The following is an 18,852-nucleotide window of genomic DNA, read 5'->3' as shown; positions in this document are numbered from 1 at the left end:
AAAAAAAGCATGTGCTCATAATAGAGCCCATGCTTTTTATTGTTTGATTAAGTAAACATTCTAAGTAAGATTGTTGCGCAGATCACAGTTGCTGCTCCGCCAAGACGTGTAGAAACTTGTGCGAAAGGCATGAGACCCATTCTTCCGGAAGCTGAAAGGATCGCAACGTCACCAGTACCGCCAAGTCCACTGTGACAGCCTGTCACAATCGCAGATTCTACTGGGTACATGTTCATCAATTTCCCAACGAAGTAACCAGAACCAACCATTCCAAGAACGACAGCGATACATACACAAACGAATGGAATAGAAATCACTGTTGCTACATCATCAAGTGGAATGTATAGAATCCCTAGACCGACCATAAGTGGCCATGTGAAGCTTCTTGATACAAACTTGTAGAACTGCTGTGAGCCATCTTGCAAATGCTGAGGCATCACGTTTAAGTATTTGATTAAAGCGGCAAGGACTATCATTAAGATTGGACCTGGAATATGAACAAAGCTTTCTAACAAACCACCAAAAATGAACGTTGTACAAGCAACAAGTACACCAGCACCCATTAACCCAAAATCAACTTTTGGATCCATATCAGGCTGTTCAAAAATTTCATTTGCTTCTTTAGACTTTACAAGACGACCATTCCCGTTTAGTTCAGGACGTTTTTCACCAAGCTTCTTCATTGCGCCAGCACAGATAATGGCAATGACGTTCCCAATGACGGCAGCAGGAATTAATTGAGAAATTAATGACTCTGCTGATACACCAAGAATTTGTGAATAAGCAATAGATAATGGCAAAATCCCTTCTCCAACACCACCAGCAATAATTGGAACAATAATAAAGAAGAACGAATGATGCGGTGTGTAACCAACTAAAAGACCAACAAGAATTCCGGCAGTCACAGCTGCAATTGTTCCTGCAACAAGAGGAACAAACATACGAATAAGGCCTTGTACTAAAACAGTTCGCTGCATCCCAAGAATACTACCTACTACAAGAGCAGAAATATAGAAGTAAAGGAAGTTCGACGTTTTCATGAGAGACGTAACCGCTTCCAACGAGTTCGGATTCAGAACATGAAAAAAGACCAGGAACGATGGTACGAATAAAGAAAGAATCGCCGGTCCACCAATATCTTTTAATATCGGAATACGTTGTCCTATATCTCCAAGGAAAATCCCCAAAATCATAATAACAGCGAAACCACCAAGCATATTTGCTGGAATTTTATTAAAATAAGCGGCAGTTAAAATAATCGCTGCAAGTACTAAATACACAGGTAAGTCAATAACACCAATTTTCCAAGACATGATCTTACGGAAAACGCTTTTATTATTGTCAGAATCGTCTGTAATCGATTTCAATTGTTGTGTATTAGCCACATAAACACCCCCAAATGCTATTTGTCTCAATTGTAGAAGATTCTGTGACACTCATCTATTTATTAAACTAAATTAAGTGTAATAAAAGTAAAATAAACAGGAGTTTTTATGTTTTTATCATACAAAAATCCCCTGAAGGTAGTTTATCCTTCAGGGGACTGATCATACATCGTAATTATCGTTTTCCTTTTAAATAAGGTGTCCCAAGTGCTTTCGGTGCATCTGCCCGGCCGATGAAGCCAGTGAGTGCTAAGATGGTCAGCACATATGGTGCAATGAGCATATACACGTTCGGTATATCTTGGAATAGCGGCAGGAGAGAGCCAATAATGCTTAAACTTTGAGCAAATCCAAAGAATAAAGCAGCGCCCATTGCGCCGAAGGGGTGCCATTTACCGAAGACTAGAGCAGCTAGTGCGATGAAGCCTTGTCCAGTAATGGTCGCATGTGAGAAATCAAGGGCGATGGTCGACGCATAAACAGCTCCGCCAAGACCTCCAAACAGTCCACTAATAAAGACGCCGATATAGCGCATCCGGTACACTTTGATTCCCATTGTATCAGCAGCCATTGGATGTTCTCCGACTGCACGAAGACGAAGACCAAACGGCATTTTAAATAAAACAAACCAAGCAACAACCGCAAGCGCTAATGCGAGTATGGATGTATAATAAACATCTTTAAAGAAGATATCGCCAATAATCGGAATGTCACTTAAAAGGGGAATATCACCTTTATAGAAAGGCTCTGTAATTTTATCTGTTTGAGCTTTCCCGTAAATGAGTTTCACAACAAACAGTGTAGCACCAAGTGCCAGCATGTTAATCGCAACACCACTGACCGTTTGATCAGCACGGAATGTAATGGTCGCAACTGCATGAATCAAAGAGAACAATCCGCCAATCGCCATTCCGACGAGGAGCCCAAGCCACGGGGTCAAGGCGCCAAACGTATCAGCAAACAACAAGTTAAAAATAATACTGGAAAATGCTCCGACGACCATCAAACCTTCAAGACCGATATTCACGACACCTGATCTTTCTGAAAAGACGCCTCCAAGAGCGGTTAAAATAAGTGGTGCAGCATAGACAAGTGTTGCTGGGACGATGATTTCAAGAATTTGCAGAAATCCCACTTATTTTCCCCCCTTTTTCTTCATTTGGTTCATCACAAGGCGGATAATATAGCTTGAGGCGACGAAAAGAATAATGATCGCAATGACAATATCAACGACCTCAGTCGGCACACCAGATTCAAGCGGCATGTTTAAAGCACCGACCTTCAATCCACCAAGCAGCAGTGCAGCAAGAACAACACCAACAGCAGTATTTCCACCTAATAAAGCGACGGCGATTCCGTCAAAACCTACACCGGTAAACGAGCCTTTAATTGAAGCATATTCAAATGTACCAAGACCTTCCATGGCGCCTGCAAGACCTGCAAAAGCACCTGAAATGAGCATCGCATAAATGATATTGCGGCGAACGTTCATACCGGCATAATGGGATGCCTGCTGGTTCATTCCAACAGCCCGCAATTCAAAGCCTTTAGAGGTTTTTTGAATAATGACCCACATCACGATCGCAGCGATAATGGCAACAAAAATACCATTATGCATCCGAGAGAAATCGGTGATTTGTTCAAAGAAACCAGAGCGAAGCGAGGCAGTGGCATCGATTTTTTCTGTTTTATCTTTATTATTCGTTAAGACATTTGAGATCAAATAGTTTGTCACATGAAGGGCAATGTAGTTCATCATGATCGTGACAATCACTTCGTGAACATAAAAACGAGCCTTTAAAAACCCAGGGATTAAGCCCCATAATGCACCAGCAGCAGCTGCGGTGATGAGTGCAAGCGGCAGGTGGATGTACATAGGTGCATGGACAGTTGTACCGATCCATACAGCAGCTACCCAGCCAATCAGCATTTGACCTTCTACACCGATATTAAAGAGACCTGTCCGAAATGCAAAAGCAACAGCAAGTCCTGATAAAATGTAAGGTGTCACTTGTCTGATGGTTTCTCCCATATAATAGGTTTCACCGAAGACGCCATTCCAAAGGGCGCCATAGCCTTCGATGACACTATAACCGCTTGCCAGCATAATAATGGCCCCAACAAAAAGACCAAGTACAATGGCTATAAGCGGAATGAGCAGATTTGTTAAACGATTAGACATTTGCTTCTTTCCCCACTTCCTGTTGCGTACTTCCAGCCATTAATAGACCAAGTTCTTGCTCTGTTGTTTCTTTTGGATCAACGATGGCAATAATGCTGCCTTCAAAAATAACAGCAATTTTATCACTGACATTCATAATTTCATCAAGCTCAAATGAGATGAGCAGGACGGCTTTGCCTGTGTCCCTTTGCTCAATGAGGCGCTTATGAACAAATTCAATCGCACCAACATCAAGTCCACGTGTCGGCTGAGCGGCAATTAATAAATCAGGATTGCGGTCAACTTCACGGCCAATTATGGCTTTTTGCTGATTCCCACCTGACAGGGCGCGCGCCTCTGTATATTCACTCGGTGTTCTGACGTCATACTCGGCAATGATTCGCTTTGCCTTTTGGTAAATATTTTTCATATTCATCAAGCCAAATTTTGAGTATGGACGCTGATAATATGTTTGTAAGGAAATATTTTCTCCTATTGAAAAATCAAGCACGAGTCCGTGTTTATGACGGTCTTGAGGAATATGTCCAATTCCAGATTCGGTCACCTTACGAGGCGGAAGATTTTGAATGGCTTTCCCGTTTAGCATGATCGTGCCAGTCTCTGATTTTTTTAGACCAGTGATGGCTTCAATTAATTCAGATTGACCATTGCCATCGACTCCAGCAATACCGACAATTTCTCCAGCCTTTACTGAGAGGTTGAGCTGTTTCACCGCTTCAATACCTCGCGCGTCTTTTACCGTAAGGTCTTGAATTTGAAGTACTTCCTCAGCAGGAGAGGCTTCTTTTTTGTCCGTCTTAAATGAAACTTCACGACCGACCATGAGGCTTGCAAGCTCATCTTTGTTTGTGCTTTCCACATCAAGTGTACGAATGCCTTGGCCTTTTCGAATAATGGTGACGCGGTGACAGGCATCCATAATTTCTTTCAGTTTATGCGTAATTAAAATAATGGATTTGCCTTCATTGATTAAGTTTTTCATAATTTGTATGAGTTCTTTAATTTCTTGAGGTGTTAAGACGGCTGTTGGTTCGTCGAAGATCAAAATATCAGCGCCGCGATAAAGTGTTTTTAAAATTTCTGCACGCTGCTGCATGCCGACAGAGATGTCAGATACTTTTGCGGCAGGGTCTATTTTTAAACCATAGCGGTCAGAAAGCTCTTGTACTTGCTGTATGGCTTGTTCTTTGTCGATCTTTCCAAATTTCTTGGGCTCTTTTCCTAAGATGATGTTTTCAGCGACGGTGAAGGTATCGACAAGCATAAAGTGTTGATGCACCATACCGATGCCTAAATCACTTGCATCATTCGGGCTAGAGATGGTCACAGGTTTTCCATGAACCTTGATTTCACCTTTTTCAGGCTGGTAAAGACCGAAAAGCACGTTCATGAGCGTTGATTTTCCAGCGCCGTTTTCACCAAGCAGCGCATGAATTTCGCCCTTTTTTAGCTGCAGCGTAATGTTATCGTTTGCTACAATGCCAGGGAATTCTTTGCGTATATTCAACATTTCAATGACATAATCCACAGGTTTAACCGCTCCTTTTTTAGGGTGCTGATGAAGATAAAAACTAGCAAAAGAAAAGCTGCAAAACGAGGCTGCAGCTTTTCTTTTACCACCTTTTACGAATAAAGAGGAGGTAAAGGAGAGGCAAGGGGATAAGACGCGCTTATCCCGATGCTCAAATTAAGCTTTAAAATCTTTTAGTTCATCACGTGTTGCAGGGATTTTCACTTCGCCCTTGATGATTTTTTGTTTCCATTCTTCTACTTTCTTTAATACATCTTTATCTAGGTTGTCCTGAGATGGAGAAATGTCAAGAGCGCCTTCTTTCAGACCGTAAGTGATCACTTCGCCGCCAGGGAATTTACCTTCTTTTGCTTTTGTCGTTAAGTCTTGTACCGCTGTGTCTACTTTCTTAACCATAGAAGTAAGGGTGACACTTTGTTTTGTTCCAGGTACTTTTCCTTCGTCATACTGGTCTTTATCTACACCGATGACCCAAACTTTACGGTTAGGATCCGCTTTTTTCAGGTTTTTCGCTTCTGTGAAGACACCAGTTCCAGTTCCGCCAGCTGCGTGATAAATGATGTCGACGCCAGATTTGTACATGCTTTCAGCTGTTGCTTTCCCGATGTCTGCTTTATCGAATGCACCAGCATATTTCACTTCCACTTTTGCTTTCGGATTAGCTGCTTCAACGCCTGCACGGAAGCCAACTTCGAATTTTCTGACTAATTCAGAGTCAACGCCGCCGACAAAACCAACTTTGTTTGATTTTGTAGAAAGAGCAGCCGCAACACCCACAAGGAATGATCCTTCATTTTCGTTGAACACAATGCTTGCTACGTTGTCTTTTTTCACGACTGCATCAACGATAGCAAAGTGGTTTTTCTTACGTTGATCCGCAATTTCAGATATAGCATCTTCCATTAAGAAACCAATTCCGTAAATCAGGTCGAATTTCTCACGAGCAAGTGTGTTTAAGTTTGTTGTATAGTCAGCGTCTGATTTAGATTGTAAGTAATCAAAGCCGTTTTTACCTTTTTTTAGATTGTTGTCTTTTCCAAATGCTTGTAAACCTTCCCAAGCTGATTGGTTAAACGATTTGTCATCGACACCACCGACATCAGTTACCATTGCAACAGTGAATTGATCTTTATCTTTTTTGCTTTCACCGCTGTTTGAGCCAGAGTTGCCGCATGCTCCAAGGATGGTTCCTGCTGCTACGACTAAGGACAATGCTAGTCCAATTTTGCGCTTCTTCAAAACATAACCCCCTATAAAATTTAAAAGTTTCAGAAAAGTCTCGCGAAAAAAGACCGATCTACCTCTTCTCACCCTTCTGAATAGGGTATTTTATCCTGTTTTCTCCTGAAACTTATGGAGGTCAGGAGAGAAGATGTAAGACATCAGACTTATATCTCGTTGAACTAATCAATCATAATTTATCATTTCCAATCGAATAAATAAATAGAAATTTGTTTTATTTTTAAAAAAATGTTAAAAGGCGAAATTCAATGTCTTTTTATGTGCTGAAATATGATATAATGCCGCTTTTGTGATGTGCTCTACTACAGTGGAACCACTGATATCAAGGGGTTTGTCACATCGTGTTCCATAAAAAAACATCTGGCCTTTATATAAGGTCAGATGTGTCAAATTATAGATATTGCTGAATTAAATTCATATTAGTTGTATTGAGTTTATATTGGAAAACAGGACGTCCAATTGTCCCATATGCCATTTCAACATCAACTACTTCGATGTCCTCAAGGAATTTCAAGTATTTTCTAATGGAGACTTGAGAAATTTCTGTATGATTCGCTAGGTCTTCGGTCGTGAAAGCATGATGACCGAATGATTGAATACTTGTCCAGATGAGTTTGAGTGTGCTTTTGGTCAGGCCTTTTGGCAGAAGGACTTTTTCCGTCTCTGCTTTTTTATGAAAGAGCTTCGCATCTAAATCATTTTGCGAGATGCTGTTCATTGTTTGGTACAAGGCGTGTTTCCGTTTATATTCTGAGAGCGCTGATTGGAAACGTTCAAATTCAAACGGCTTGATTAAATAATCAACAGCTCCGTTGCGCATCGTTTGCTGGACTACGTCGACTTCATTGGCGGCTGAAATGACAATGACATCAACCGAATGATTTTGCTTGCGAATTTCTGATAATAATGCTAGTCCATTTTGTCCAGGCATATAAATATCGAGCAGTACGAGGTGAATGGCTTCTGTTTTTAAGGTGTCCAGTGCCTGCTGAAAAGAAGTGGCAATCCCTTTTAATTCAAAACCCTCGATTTGGGTCAGATAACGTTTGTTCAGCTCCCCAACCATTGGATCATCTTCTACTATTAACACATTAATCATGTGAATCCTCCTTTTGTTTGTACGGAATGCGGAGACTAAAGGTCGTTCCTTCTCCTTTTTCACTCGTGACAATCAGATGTCCGTTCAATTTTTTGATGCTTTGGTCAACGAAGTAGAGACCGAATCCTCTATCTTCTCCTTTAGTTGAAAAGCCTTGATCAAACATGATGTCTTGTTCTTTTTTTGTGAGACCAACACCTGTGTCTGTAATCTCAATATGAAGCTGCTCCTGAACGTATCGGAATGAGATCGAGATATTTTTCGTCTCAGTATGAGAAACAGCATCGAGTGCGTTATTTAACAGGTTGCCAATGACGGTGATGAGATCATGCGTCACTGCTGGGTCCTCTGAATTTGGGACTTGTGTGCTGCATATGACTTCTAAGGTCGCGCCTTGTTCCCTGATATAGCTTTGTTTTCCTAGTAAAAATCCTGCTAAAACAGAGTTTTTCACATGGTTGATGATTTCATTTGTCTCCGTCTGCTGATAGATCGCAATATCTTTGATATAAGTGCCAAGGTCATCGTAGTTTTTGAGCTGAACCAATCCTAAAATGACATGAAGCTTGTTCATAAATTCATGCGACTGAGCACGGAGGGCATTTGCATACATTTTGACTCCGCTCAGCTGCTCAGCCAAGTGTTTGACTTCTGTTTTGTCACGGAAGGTGGCGATTGCCCCGACAATTTCATCTTTTACTGTAATCGGGACTTCGTTAAAGACGAGCTCCAGTCCGTTCATTCTCACGTCGCGGTCAAGCAGCGGCTTGCGTGTTTCAATGACTTGCTTTAAGCCGCTTGAAGGGAGGAGCACCTGAACATCTTGTTCTCTAGGGTCAACCATAATGCCCATATTATGAAAGAGTCGTTTGGCTTCAGCATTGGCGAGCTTGATTTTACCGTGCTGATCGACGGCAAGTATCCCTTCTTTTGTTGATTCTAGCATGGCACTTCGTTCTTTTAATAATGTAGCAATCTCATCTGGCTCTAGTCCAAACATAATTTTCTTCACTTTTCTTGCCACAATGAGTGCTCCGATGATACCAGAAAGAAGACTGAGCGATGTGACGAAGTAGAGTGGAAGTAAGCTTTGATGAATGATCAAGTCAATTTCCTTTAACGTAATCCCTACTGCCACAGCCCCGAGCTGCTTCCCATTTTGATCATAAACCGGAACAAAAGCACGCATGGATCTGCCAAGTGTTCCAGAAGCCGTACTAATATGTTCTTTACCCTGTAATGCTGGCTCTTCATCACCACCAGCAAATCGCTTCCCGATCTTCTGCGGATTTGGATGGGTTTTGCGAATGCCGTTCATATCCATTACGACAACGAATTCGGTTTTGGTGATTCGCTGAACACTTGTTGTATATTGACGCAGTGCTGAATACGATTGATTTTCTTTTAATGATTTCGCTGTGATCGGAGCCTCTGCGACCATTTTGGCAGTGGAGAGGGCGATGTCACGTTCCTGCTGATGAATATTCTTAGCTGTTTCTGACCAGATCGTAAAGAAAGTGATACAAAGGGAGATCAGGACAACGATACAAACAAAAATCGTCAGCCGAGTTTGTAATCTTAATGTTTTTTTCACGAGTATACCCCTAACGCACGATTTTTTCGTAATAGTAATACTTTAACGGGAAAATGTAAGTTTGTGAAGGAATGTACGTGCAAAATCACAAATTTGGTTTTGCTGCCAGTTTACTTTGAAAGCATCTTGTCAATCCGTTTTAAGTGAGCCATAATAAATGTGAGCTTATGAGAAAGGATCTATTTATGAAAAATACATATTTGACTGGATATTTTCCGCTGATTTCGATTTTACTATTCAGCTCTGCTTTTTCAATTTTCACAGTAGGGATTACGACTGATTTCTTGACTCAAGCAGGCATTTTAAAAGGGATGCTGGAATTTTTCTCGGAACAGGGCATCAGGCTTGCTCTTTTTGCTGCTTTTGCACTTGTTTATTTTATGATTTTATCTGCCTTGAAACTGATTGCAGATACGGTGTTAGAGCTGGCACTACTCTTTTTCGCGAAAGATCCTGAAGGAGAGAACTTAAAGAAAATTAGGATTGCATCCGTTGTTTATTTATTTGCCAGCTTGCTTGCATTTCTGCTGACGCAGCAGCTGATTCTGCTTGTCGGACTCTTTGTTTTAGCAGGTCTTGTCTATTTTATCTGGGTTGTGGTCCGCATTTATCAATCGCTTTCCATGCTGAATTTAATTGGATTTATGATGTTTATTTTGCTGTTTTGGGCCACGTTTTTAATCGGCATTTTGTACTTATTTATTAAGCTTTATAACAGTGTTATGGCTAGTCTGCCTTCATAAACACAAAGAAAGCATCCTCCGATAGTGGAGGATGCTTTTTTTATGATAGAAACCGTTTTTGAATATCAGGTGTAGGCATCATACAAGATGTTTTTTGACCGAACCATTTGTAGCGATTTTTCGCTATCCGCTCATAAAACCAATCACGGATAGGGCGCGGAATGGCAAGGAATAAATAACTCCATCTGTAGATTCCTTTTAAATGCCGCATGGCTTTTAAGATGCCTGTCGACTTCGTATAAAGGGTGCCTTTTTCAATATAAATGAATGAATTGAATTCATCTAGAGGCAAACCGTTTTCTTTTAAAATGCGCTGCCCTGTCTCTGATTGTAATGAAGCAAACATCATTCGCTCATTTGGATCACGCTTAATCACAAACTGAACAGCGCCGCTGCACACGTTGCAGACACCATCAAATAAAATTAAATGGGGTGGATGTGTTGAATGCATGGCAATCAAACCTCCTGTTTATCTGGCGTATTGCATCGTATTTTTCCAAATACGTAAGTGCGGACTTGAGCTGTAAATAGATTCAACCGTTCCTCTATCTCTTCCAACCCATACACCCATTGTATATTGATCTGTCAGTCCAACAAACCAAATGTCTTTGTAGTCATTGGATGTTCCTGTTTTACCACCAATGTAAGGGGAACTGAAATTCGCTTTTTTCCCTGTTCCGCTTTTTACAACAGAGGCAAGCAGTTTACGCATGGTGTCATTTGTCCGCTGAGAATACACTTGCTTCGGTGACTCTTTCCACTTGTAAAGGGTCTTGCCGTTTAAGTCTGTCACCTTTGTAATTGAATGACTTTGCGTGTAAGCTCCTTGATTACCAAAGACGGTATACGCATCTGTTATCTCTAGCGGCGAGAAGCCCTTCGTAAATCCGCCAAGTGCAGAAGGAAGGCGATAATCATCCGCGACGATATGTTCGAATGAGAATTTCTCTAAATAGCTAAAGCCCTTTTTGACACCAACTGTATCCAGCATTCGGATCGCAGGGGTATTGTAAGAGTTCTTAAAGGCTGTTTCAAGTGTGACGGTTCCATACGTTTTATGACTATAGTTCTGCGGACAGTATCCGCTGCTGCAAAACTTGCCGGCACTGATTTTGCTTGAAGCTGTTGCACCCGTTTGGTCGATGTAAGGACCATAGTCTAAAAGCGGCTTAATCGCAGAACCAGGCTGTCTTTGTGCTTGATAGGCGTAGTTGAAATCAAACTTTTTATAATTCTTCCCGCCAGCAAGCGCGACAATTTGATGTGTTTCATGATTTATGACCGCTGATCCGCCTTCTACACCTTGGTAAGGTAATTGCGCATTGAGCTGATAGACGGCTCGTTGCTGTAAGGAAGGATCAAGTGCCGTATAAATTTTGACACCATCTTGAAGTAGGGCACTGACCTTTTCAGATAATTCTTTTTGAATGGCTTTTTTTGCTCCATCTGTTTTGGCCTTCTTCAAGCGTTTTGTAAAGCCTTCCTGATCTGACACAAGATCGGTAAATTCCTCATTGGCATATGTCACATAGTCAGGGTAAAGGTTTTTCTTTTCACTTACGGACAGGCTGATTTTTTGTTTGACGGCTTTTTTGTATTGCTTTTTGGTGATGACGCCGTCTTTCTTTAAAATACCTAGCAGTCGTTCTTGTCGTTTCTTTGTGTGTTTGAATTGCTTCAATGGGTCATACAGTGTTGGGTTGTTTGGAATCGCAGAGATAAATGCCATCTGTGCAAGCGTTAAAGAACTAAGCGGCTTATCAAAATAGTAATTAGCCGCAGAACCGACACCGTAAACACCATTACTGAAATAAATCGTATTTAAATAGCTTTCGAGAATTTCATCTTTCGAGAATTTCCGCTCTAATTCATAGGAATAGAGCAGCTCTGTAAACTTTCGGGTGAACGAACGTTCATGGCTTAAATATAAATTACGAGATAGTTGCTGTGTGATCGTACTTGCGCCTTGGCTGATGCCATGGTTTTTCACATTTGAGGCAAGGGCACGAACAACTCCCATAAAGTCAATGCCTTTATGGTCATAAAAGTTCCGGTCCTCTGAGCGGAGGAACAGCTCCTTCACATGATCAGGAATTTTATCATACGTGACGAACACTCGGTTTTCATCGTTTGATACGATTTCGGAGATGAGGGAACCATCCCGGTCATACATATAACTGTTTTGGGAAAAATCTATCTTTTCCAGCTTGATTTTTTGATCAAGCACTTCGTTCACAGGCTTCACACTTGCAGCTTCTTCCTTTGATAGATAAAAAGTCAGAATAAATAATGGAATGAGGGCAGCAAGTAATAACCAACCAATCATTGCACGAAACATGAGGTCACTCACTTTCTTCAATTTTCTAGCCATATCGTACCATTCTTTTGCGAATACGAGAAGGTTATTTTTAGAAAAGAATAGGCTTGAAGTCTAGTGAATAAGGCTTCTACACAAGAAAAAAGAGCATCTGATGCTGGGTCAGACACTCCTTTCTTTTGCCTTCGACTGTGAGCGGACTGCCCATAAAAATAATGCGCCAAATAGAAAAATACCGGCGGTGACATAAAAGACAGCTGGAATCCCGTAATGACTCGCGACAATGCCGCCAATCACCGGACCGACAACATTCCCAAGAAAGCGGAAGCTGACATTATATCCGAGCACTTCCCCTTGCATAGAGGCAGGCGCTTTGATCCGAATATACGCCGTCGTACATGGAATAATCCCGCCAAGTGCCATCCCGTATAGAAAACGGAAAAGTACTAACATCGCATAGGAATCCACCATTGCTTGCGGGATGAATAAAATAGAGGAGAGAATGAGAAGGGCAAGCAGCACCTTGTCGTGACCAATTCGATCTCCGAGATCTCCCCATTTTCGTGTAAAGAGCAAATTGCCAAGTCCAGTTGCAGAGAATGCAAGACCCGCATAAAATGCGAGATTAACAGGACCGTGTAAATCATGAATGTATAAAGCCAAAAGCGGCTGAATGCTAAAGTTCCCTACTTGTGTAATAAACGTTAATAGCATCGTGACGACAAGCAAAGGCTGTTTGAAAATATGAACGAGCACATCCTTCCGTGAGTAAGAAACGCGCCTCGCTTCTTTTGAACGGATGGGCTGTTCTTTCACTCCGAAAATAATCACAATTGCTGACGCATAAATGAGAGCCGCTGTGAGGAAAAATGTATAAATAAATCCGACGCTGTCTGCCATGAATCCGCCCATTAATGGGCCAAACAATCCTCCGGCGACATTACTCATCTGCATCGTGCCAAGGGTTTTACCCGCAGTTGCTTTTTCTGTCTGTGCAGAGATGAGTGCCATTGAAGTCGAGATAAAGCCCGTGACAAGCCCCATGAAGAGCCGCAGGGCAAATAGCTGATAAACAGTTTGCACAAGCCCCATTAATAGAATACTTGTTGCTATCCCAATCCCGTTAATGAGCAAAATCTTTTTATAGCCATGCCGGTCTCCAATCCGTCCCCAAATCGGAGAAATCAGAAAGGCCGTTAAAAACGTGACCCCAAAGACATATCCGCTCCATCTCTGGACAAATTCATTTGAATAACTGCTATCAAGAGATTCTATGTAAAGTGATAAAAAAGGGACGATCATTGTAATGCTGGCAGATACAAAAAAGTTCACAAACCACATGATGTAAAAGTTTTTCTTCCTGTTTGTGATAGAGACCACCTTCTTTATTTATTTCGTGTTCCTTAATAATTATAAAGGAAAATAAACGATCTTTCATCTGATGGATAGGTTGGGCATAGTGAATCTGCATTATTTTCAAGAAAATGAAGTGATTTCAAGGTCCGTCTTAATATAATGGTATCAGAATGAAAAACTGACGAAAAAGTGAGGTGAGACTTGTGGAACAGAAGACGGTGCTTGTGGTCGATTTTGAATTTACGATGCCTGATGGAAAGTATCATCCGCAAAATTTTTTCCCTGAAATTATTGAAGCTGGGGTAGTGAAAGCGGCAAGTGAAAAGATCATAGACACGTTCTCTAGCTACGTCAAACCAAAAAAGTTCCCGAAGCTGACGAAGCGCTGTAAATCGTTCCTCGGTATTACGCAGCAGGATGTAGAGAGCGGAATTTCCTTTGAGGCGTTTATCGAGAAGCTTGTGTCGCTTGATGGGGGAGAGGATTGTGAGATTATTACATGGGGCAATATGGACATGAAAGTGCTGAAGCAAAACTGTATGCTCAATCACATTGCCTTTCCTTTTAAGGGGAAGCTGAGAGACCTTGCCTTTGAATATAAAACCTTTTTTGGTGATCGCACACTGACAGGGCTTCGCAAGGCGGCAAAGGAATACGGCAGTGAAGGAGCTGGTAAGCATCATAAAGCACTTGATGATGCCATGACGACTTATCAGCTGTTAACCCTTTTTGAAAAAGATAGAGCCTATGTGGAAAATCCACAAACCACCAAAATTGGTGAGCTGATCGATTTCTCACACTTTTTTGATTCGGCTGATTAGCGGGCGTCTTCTGGAAAATAATCTTTTTCGAGAGAAGATAGGCATGCTCTTGATTTTTCCGCCCATTTTGAATCATCTGCATGGAGCGCTTGTTTTAATTTTTCTACAGCTTCTTTTAGTGATACTTGATAATCTGGTATAACACCATCATAAGGCTTCACCATATGATGAGGGATATTCGTCTGTTCACGATAGGCCAAAGCCCGTCTTTCTTGGAAAAAAGGCACGTCTGCTTCTTTTGGGTGATGCAGGTCGCCTTGAGTGGGATGTGTCAGAACGGCTTTTACTTGAACGAGATAGGCCGATGGTTTCACTGCTGTCACTTCCCCAACGTAAACACCTGTTTTATAAAATCCTTTCACAACTTGTCCAATTTGAATGTCTGTCATGTGAAATTCCTCCATTTCCTTCTCGCAGGAAGGTATTTCATTTCTTTTAGCCAATATAGTGAAGTAAACGAGCAAAAGGGGGAATGGCGAATGCTGTCGTTCATCGCACTCTTTCTACTGTATTTTCCTGAAGATAAAAGGGAGTACATCCCAGCGGCAATCACCACGGTAATTTTCTTTATGGCTGCATTTATTTGCTTTCGTCTGATCGTTCGTGCGTCTAAGAAGCAGGAGCGGATAGATGAAAAAAGGACAAAAAAAATGGAATGATCATTTTCTTCTTGTATCTTCAGGAAACTTCACGGTGACGGTGGTACCAGACTGCAGTGAGCTTTTGAAACGAATGGTTCCATGGTGATTTTCAATGATAGAAAATGTCACGGTCAGCCCAAGTCCAGTCCCTTTATTTTTTAGGGTGTAATATGGTTCGCCAAGCTTTTTCATTTGGCTTTCTGTCATTCCTACACCGTTATCCACGAAACAAAGGCATATTTTATGATTTTCTTTTGAAGCAAAAAGTTCAATTTCCCCTTCGTGTTCTGGGGCTGCTTCAATCGCATTTTTGATTAAATTAATCATGACTTGCTTAATCTTCGTTTCATCACCTTGAATGTATAAGTCTGGTTCAATGGATTGATGAATTGTGACCGATTTAAAATTCGCATAGGATGTCATCAGTGATGCACATTCCTCGAGTAATTTAGATAGATTGAGAGATTCAATTTGATAATAATTTTGTTTCGCAATGTCAAGATAACTCGTAATAATATCCTGCGCCCTGTCTAACTCGGACAGAACGAGATTTTTATAATCTTTATTGGTTGACGTCTCTTTTGTATTGTCACTAGAAAAGAGTAATTGAATAAAGCCTCTCACCACTGTCAGCGGATTGCGCACTTCATGGGCAACGCTTGCAGCGAGTTCACTTACAATGGTCAGCTTTTCTGATTGGACGAGCTGTGTTCTCATTTGCGCATTTTCTTTGACGAATTCAATGGAATAGATACTTAGCACGAGAAAGAATATGTAGTAAAGAGTTGAGAAAAATAACTCAAGTAACTTCTGCTGCATAATAAAGGCCGGGCTGTATTCCATTAAGCTGACCGCAAATAGTCCAATGTAAATAAAGAATCCTTTGGATAAACCGATAAGCACTCCATACATCAGCTTTTTCAGCTTCGAATATTGACGCCATTTCCGGTAGAACAGAAATGGGATGAAAAAGTAAATCGGTACGACAATGAGTCCAACCCATAAAAAAGAGCCATACATCACGAATTTGACTATGGAACTTATCAAGATGGCGACGATCCCAGCTGTGTACCCTCCGTATAAAATGGCAAGTACAAGAGGGATGGATTGAAGGCCAGTCTGCAAGTCTAAAATCGAACCAACTGGGTACATAATACATAGTGCTGAAGAGATGGATGCGAATACTGTGATGAGCAGTTTATTCGTTTTTGGGAAATGAGCAGGGGTCCGGCTTAGCCATAGCGCATGATATAAAAAGATTGGAAATAGAATAAAAGATACATGGAGCAGAAAATCCTTGAACATTTCCATTTAAATGCTCTCCTCGTAAATAATTGTAATTCCTCTCATTATATCATTTCATTTACAAAGTAGATATGATAAAAGGAGGGTTTTTTTCTTTAAAAAGAACACCCGTTAGGATGTTCTTTCAATCATATAGGTCTTAATCAGATGATTGCGTAAACGCTTGATGAAGGCGTTTTAATCCTTCTTTGACTGTTGAAGCAGGACAGCCGAGATTCATTCGAATAAAGCCGTCTCCTTCGAGTCCGTACACGTGACCAAGCTCTAGGATCACTTTGCCCTTTTTCAGCAAATTTCGTTTCAACTCCGCTTGACTGAATTGATAATCCCGAATGTCCAGCCACAATAAATAAGAAGCATCTGGTTTCATATAACGCATGTTTGGAAGATGTTCGTCAATATAGTCCATTGCCATTTTCATATTGTTTTCGAGATAAAGAACAAGTGCATCAAGCCACTCGTCGCCATGGCGGTATGCTGCTTCCATCGCAGGGATTGCAAATGCATTCAGTTTGGCCAGTCCGTTTCTTTGCATTTCATTGTTGAAAAGGGTTCTTTTTTCTTCATCGGAAATAATAATGGCAGATGCTTGGAGGCCAGCTAAATTAAATGTTTTACTTGGTGCAATGCACGTCACTGTGATATGTGCTATGTCGTCAGAAAGACTAGCAAATGGTACATGCGGCTTTCCGTATAGCATCAAATCAGAATGAATCTCATCTGAAACGACTGTGACACCGTGCTTGATACAGAGGTCTCCTACTCGCTTTAATTCCTCTTTTGACCACGCTCTTCCGGACGGATTATGCGGATGACAGAGGAACATGAGCTTCGCTTCTGGTCTGCTTAATTTTTTCTCTAAATCATCAAAATCCATGACATAGCGATTATTTTCTATTTTTAAAGGATTGGTTGAGACTGTTCGTCCATTTCGTTCAATCATTTGATAAAAAGGTGTGTACACAGGAGACTGTATGACGACTTCGTCACTTGGTTCTGTATAGGCTTGGACTGCAAAACTAAGTGCCGTGACAATCCCAGGTGTGAAGGTGACGTCTTCTGTTTGGATCGACCACCCATGTCTTCGTTTGAGCCATTCTGCTACTGCCTGCTGCGTATCCTGATCCTGAAAGGCATAGCCAAATACGCCATGATCCAATCGCGTTTTCAATGCATCAAGGACGACCTGTGGCGCTTTAAAATCCATATCTGCTACCCACATTGGCAGCGCATCTTTTGTTAGGAATAAAGACTCTGCTTGATCCCACTTCACTGATTTTGAACCTTTACGTATGATCTGTTCGTCGAAATTCATGAAACCCACCTCTAGCCGTTTTTCAACCATTGTTGGTTGTGCTAAAATAAACATCACAAAATTTATTATAAGCGGTGATACCGATGAAAGATAGTCAAGCTGTAGAAGAGATGATTCAACTCATTAAGGCATGGGACCCTTTTCAATATGGAGAGGACTTCTATGAAACGGAGCCTGCTGACGTCATCAGTGCATTATACGACGCAGAAGACTCTTTATCTTTAGCAAAAGACATTCAAGCCATTTATCAACACTCATTTGAGCAGCTCCTGCCATTCGAGAGCTGTCAACATATAGCGAATCAGCTTTTCGTCATACGAGACAGCAGCTCCTGCACACGTTAAGACAGGCTGAAATGTCCGATTTGATCAGACACAAAGACCGGATTTTCCTCAGGAACGAGGTGCCCGGTTTTTTTTAATGCATGCAAGGTTGAGTTTGGCAGATCCTTGTGCAGTCTTTCTCCTATTTGGATGGGAACGATTCGATCTTCCTCACCCCAAATGAGCAGCACGGGTGTCTCCATTTTCTTTAGCACATCCGAGGTCAAATCCCCTTCCCGGTGCCGAATCAAACGGAAAATCCCTCGGAAAATTTGATCATCAGAAAAAGGCTTTAAGTATCCGTCCACCATCTCTTGATCAATGATGGAATGATCATGCACAACAGCCGTTAAATTTTTCATGATGCCTTGCTTCAAGAGCTTTCTTTTAAGATAGAGATAAAAATAAGGAATATATGTGCTGTAAACAAGCGATCTCTTTGATTTATTTAAATATCCTGAGCTGCACAAAAGGACCGCCTTTTCAAATAGGTCTGGCCGTTCAGATGCGGCATATAAAGCAATTTGGCCGCCCATCGAATGACCCACAAGGATCGCATGCTGAATCTGTAAGTAACCAGCTAGCTCGATAATGATCTTTGCCATGTTGCGATAGCTGTAAATAAACGTATTCGACTTCTCGGACTGTCCAAATGGCGGAAGATCGATCGCGATTAAATGGAAGTCTTGTTTCAGAAGCGGGATGAGCTTTCGATAGCTGAAGGTAGAAGAGAAAAGACCATGAATTAAGATCAATGTTTTCTTCCCCTGATTTGGATAGTGCTCGTAATAGATGTCTAAACCGAATTTACTTTTCATATAAGCTGGCTGAACAATGTCCACACTCATCACTCCGATACTTGATACTCTCTCTCTGTTAGGTGACAGTATTGTACCCTAAAAAGTGGATTTTAAGCTATGATTAGCATCTTTTCCCTGCTTAGCATAATGGGAAAAACGTGCTATAATGTTCAGAAGATTTTTTAAAACTAGCTTTTT

Annotated in this window: 18 protein-coding genes; 4 read left to right on the top strand and 14 right to left on the bottom strand. The window is 41.3% G+C overall.

The features are described 5' to 3' along the window. Positions 1 to 47 precede the first annotated feature (47 nt). The 7 genes from ACQYAC_RS08815 to malK all read right to left on the bottom strand — a co-directional run bounded on the left by ACQYAC_RS08815 (position 48) and on the right by malK (position 9,033). Positions 48 to 1,385 carry a 2-hydroxycarboxylate transporter family protein gene (locus ACQYAC_RS08815; protein WP_003213451.1) on the bottom strand — a complete coding sequence of 446 codons (1,338 nt, stop codon included), beginning with the start codon at positions 1,383 to 1,385 and terminating at the stop codon, positions 48 to 50. Between the two features lie 175 nt (positions 1,386 to 1,560). Next, positions 1,561 to 2,520: an ABC transporter permease gene (locus tag ACQYAC_RS08810; protein WP_058013798.1), complete on the bottom strand. Its 960-nt coding sequence runs from the start codon at positions 2,518 to 2,520 to the stop codon at positions 1,561 to 1,563. Then, positions 2,521 to 3,567: an ABC transporter permease gene (locus ACQYAC_RS08805; RefSeq protein ID WP_429943125.1), complete on the bottom strand. Its 1,047-nt coding sequence runs from the start codon at positions 3,565 to 3,567 to the stop codon at positions 2,521 to 2,523. Further along, entirely contained in the window at positions 3,560 to 5,095 is a 1,536-nt protein-coding gene (locus ACQYAC_RS08800) for an ABC transporter ATP-binding protein (protein WP_429943124.1), read from the bottom strand. Before ACQYAC_RS08800 ends, ACQYAC_RS08805 begins: the two co-directional genes overlap by 8 nt. Before the next feature lie 159 nt (positions 5,096 to 5,254). Beyond that, the gene (locus ACQYAC_RS08795) at positions 5,255 to 6,337 is read right to left on the bottom strand and encodes a BMP family lipoprotein (RefSeq protein ID WP_180310173.1); all 1,083 of its coding nucleotides are present in this window, start codon (positions 6,335 to 6,337) and stop codon (positions 5,255 to 5,257) included. Positions 6,338 to 6,731: 394 nt separating this feature from the next. After that, positions 6,732 to 7,439: a response regulator gene (locus ACQYAC_RS08790; RefSeq protein ID WP_429943123.1), complete on the bottom strand. Its 708-nt coding sequence runs from the start codon at positions 7,437 to 7,439 to the stop codon at positions 6,732 to 6,734. Then, positions 7,432 to 9,033: a malate sensor histidine kinase MalK gene (gene malK, locus ACQYAC_RS08785; protein WP_429943122.1), complete on the bottom strand. Its 1,602-nt coding sequence runs from the start codon at positions 9,031 to 9,033 to the stop codon at positions 7,432 to 7,434. The genes ACQYAC_RS08790 and malK overlap by 8 nt, the downstream gene beginning before the upstream one ends. Positions 9,034 to 9,218: 185 nt before the next feature. Between malK and ACQYAC_RS08780 the strand changes: the two genes are divergently transcribed. After that, the gene (locus tag ACQYAC_RS08780; protein ID WP_044140810.1) at positions 9,219 to 9,776 is read left to right on the top strand and encodes a YufK family protein; all 558 of its coding nucleotides are present in this window, start codon (positions 9,219 to 9,221) and stop codon (positions 9,774 to 9,776) included. A 40-nt stretch (positions 9,777 to 9,816) separates the two neighbouring features. Here the strand turns inward: ACQYAC_RS08780 and ACQYAC_RS08775 are convergent, their stop codons facing one another. The 3 genes from ACQYAC_RS08775 to ACQYAC_RS08765 form a co-directional block, all read right to left on the bottom strand. Further along, a complete protein-coding gene (locus ACQYAC_RS08775) occupies positions 9,817 to 10,227 on the bottom strand; it encodes a thiol-disulfide oxidoreductase DCC family protein (protein ID WP_058013804.1) in 411 nt (136 codons plus the stop codon). An 18-nt stretch (positions 10,228 to 10,245) separates the two neighbouring features. Continuing rightward, the gene (locus ACQYAC_RS08770) at positions 10,246 to 12,147 is read right to left on the bottom strand and encodes a transglycosylase domain-containing protein (protein WP_429943121.1); all 1,902 of its coding nucleotides are present in this window, start codon (positions 12,145 to 12,147) and stop codon (positions 10,246 to 10,248) included. A 108-nt stretch (positions 12,148 to 12,255) separates the two neighbouring features. Next, positions 12,256 to 13,434: an MFS transporter gene (locus tag ACQYAC_RS08765; protein ID WP_429943120.1), complete on the bottom strand. Its 1,179-nt coding sequence runs from the start codon at positions 13,432 to 13,434 to the stop codon at positions 12,256 to 12,258. Positions 13,435 to 13,652: 218 nt separating this feature from the next. On the opposite strand from ACQYAC_RS08765, the gene kapD reads away from it, so the two are divergent. After that, positions 13,653 to 14,270, top strand: a complete 618-nt coding sequence (gene kapD, locus ACQYAC_RS08760; protein WP_058013807.1) for a 3'-5' exonuclease KapD — start codon at positions 13,653 to 13,655, stop codon at positions 14,268 to 14,270. On the opposite strand, the gene ACQYAC_RS08755 is transcribed toward kapD, so the two are convergent. Then, entirely contained in the window at positions 14,267 to 14,659 is a 393-nt protein-coding gene (locus tag ACQYAC_RS08755) for a kinase-associated lipoprotein B (protein ID WP_044140805.1), read from the bottom strand. The two genes, kapD and ACQYAC_RS08755, sit on opposite strands and share 4 nt — an antisense overlap. A gap of 90 nt (positions 14,660 to 14,749) precedes the next feature. Between ACQYAC_RS08755 and ACQYAC_RS08750 the strand changes: the two genes are divergently transcribed. Further along, positions 14,750 to 14,929: a hypothetical protein gene (locus tag ACQYAC_RS08750; RefSeq protein ID WP_058013809.1), complete on the top strand. Its 180-nt coding sequence runs from the start codon at positions 14,750 to 14,752 to the stop codon at positions 14,927 to 14,929. Here the strand turns inward: ACQYAC_RS08750 and ACQYAC_RS08745 are convergent, their stop codons facing one another. Next, positions 14,930 to 16,222, bottom strand: a complete 1,293-nt coding sequence (locus ACQYAC_RS08745) for an ATP-binding protein (protein WP_058013810.1) — start codon at positions 16,220 to 16,222, stop codon at positions 14,930 to 14,932. A 133-nt stretch (positions 16,223 to 16,355) separates the two neighbouring features. Further along, the gene (locus tag ACQYAC_RS08740; RefSeq protein WP_426973270.1) at positions 16,356 to 17,531 is read right to left on the bottom strand and encodes a MalY/PatB family protein; all 1,176 of its coding nucleotides are present in this window, start codon (positions 17,529 to 17,531) and stop codon (positions 16,356 to 16,358) included. A gap of 83 nt (positions 17,532 to 17,614) precedes the next feature. On the opposite strand from ACQYAC_RS08740, the gene ACQYAC_RS08735 reads away from it, so the two are divergent. Next, positions 17,615 to 17,875: a YugE family protein gene (locus tag ACQYAC_RS08735; RefSeq protein WP_058013812.1), complete on the top strand. Its 261-nt coding sequence runs from the start codon at positions 17,615 to 17,617 to the stop codon at positions 17,873 to 17,875. On the opposite strand, the gene ACQYAC_RS08730 is transcribed toward ACQYAC_RS08735, so the two are convergent. After that, positions 17,872 to 18,696, bottom strand: coding sequence for an alpha/beta fold hydrolase (locus ACQYAC_RS08730; RefSeq protein WP_144461873.1), 825 nt, complete (start codon positions 18,694 to 18,696; stop codon positions 17,872 to 17,874). The genes ACQYAC_RS08735 and ACQYAC_RS08730 overlap by 4 nt on opposite strands. Positions 18,697 to 18,852 lie beyond the last annotated feature (156 nt).

Source organism: Bacillus sp. MM09(2025) (assembly GCF_050496725.1).
GTDB lineage: Bacteria > Bacillota > Bacilli > Bacillales > Bacillaceae > Bacillus > Bacillus pumilus.
Note: the sequence above shows the minus strand (reverse complement) of the source record. Positions and strands in the feature narration are given on the sequence as shown.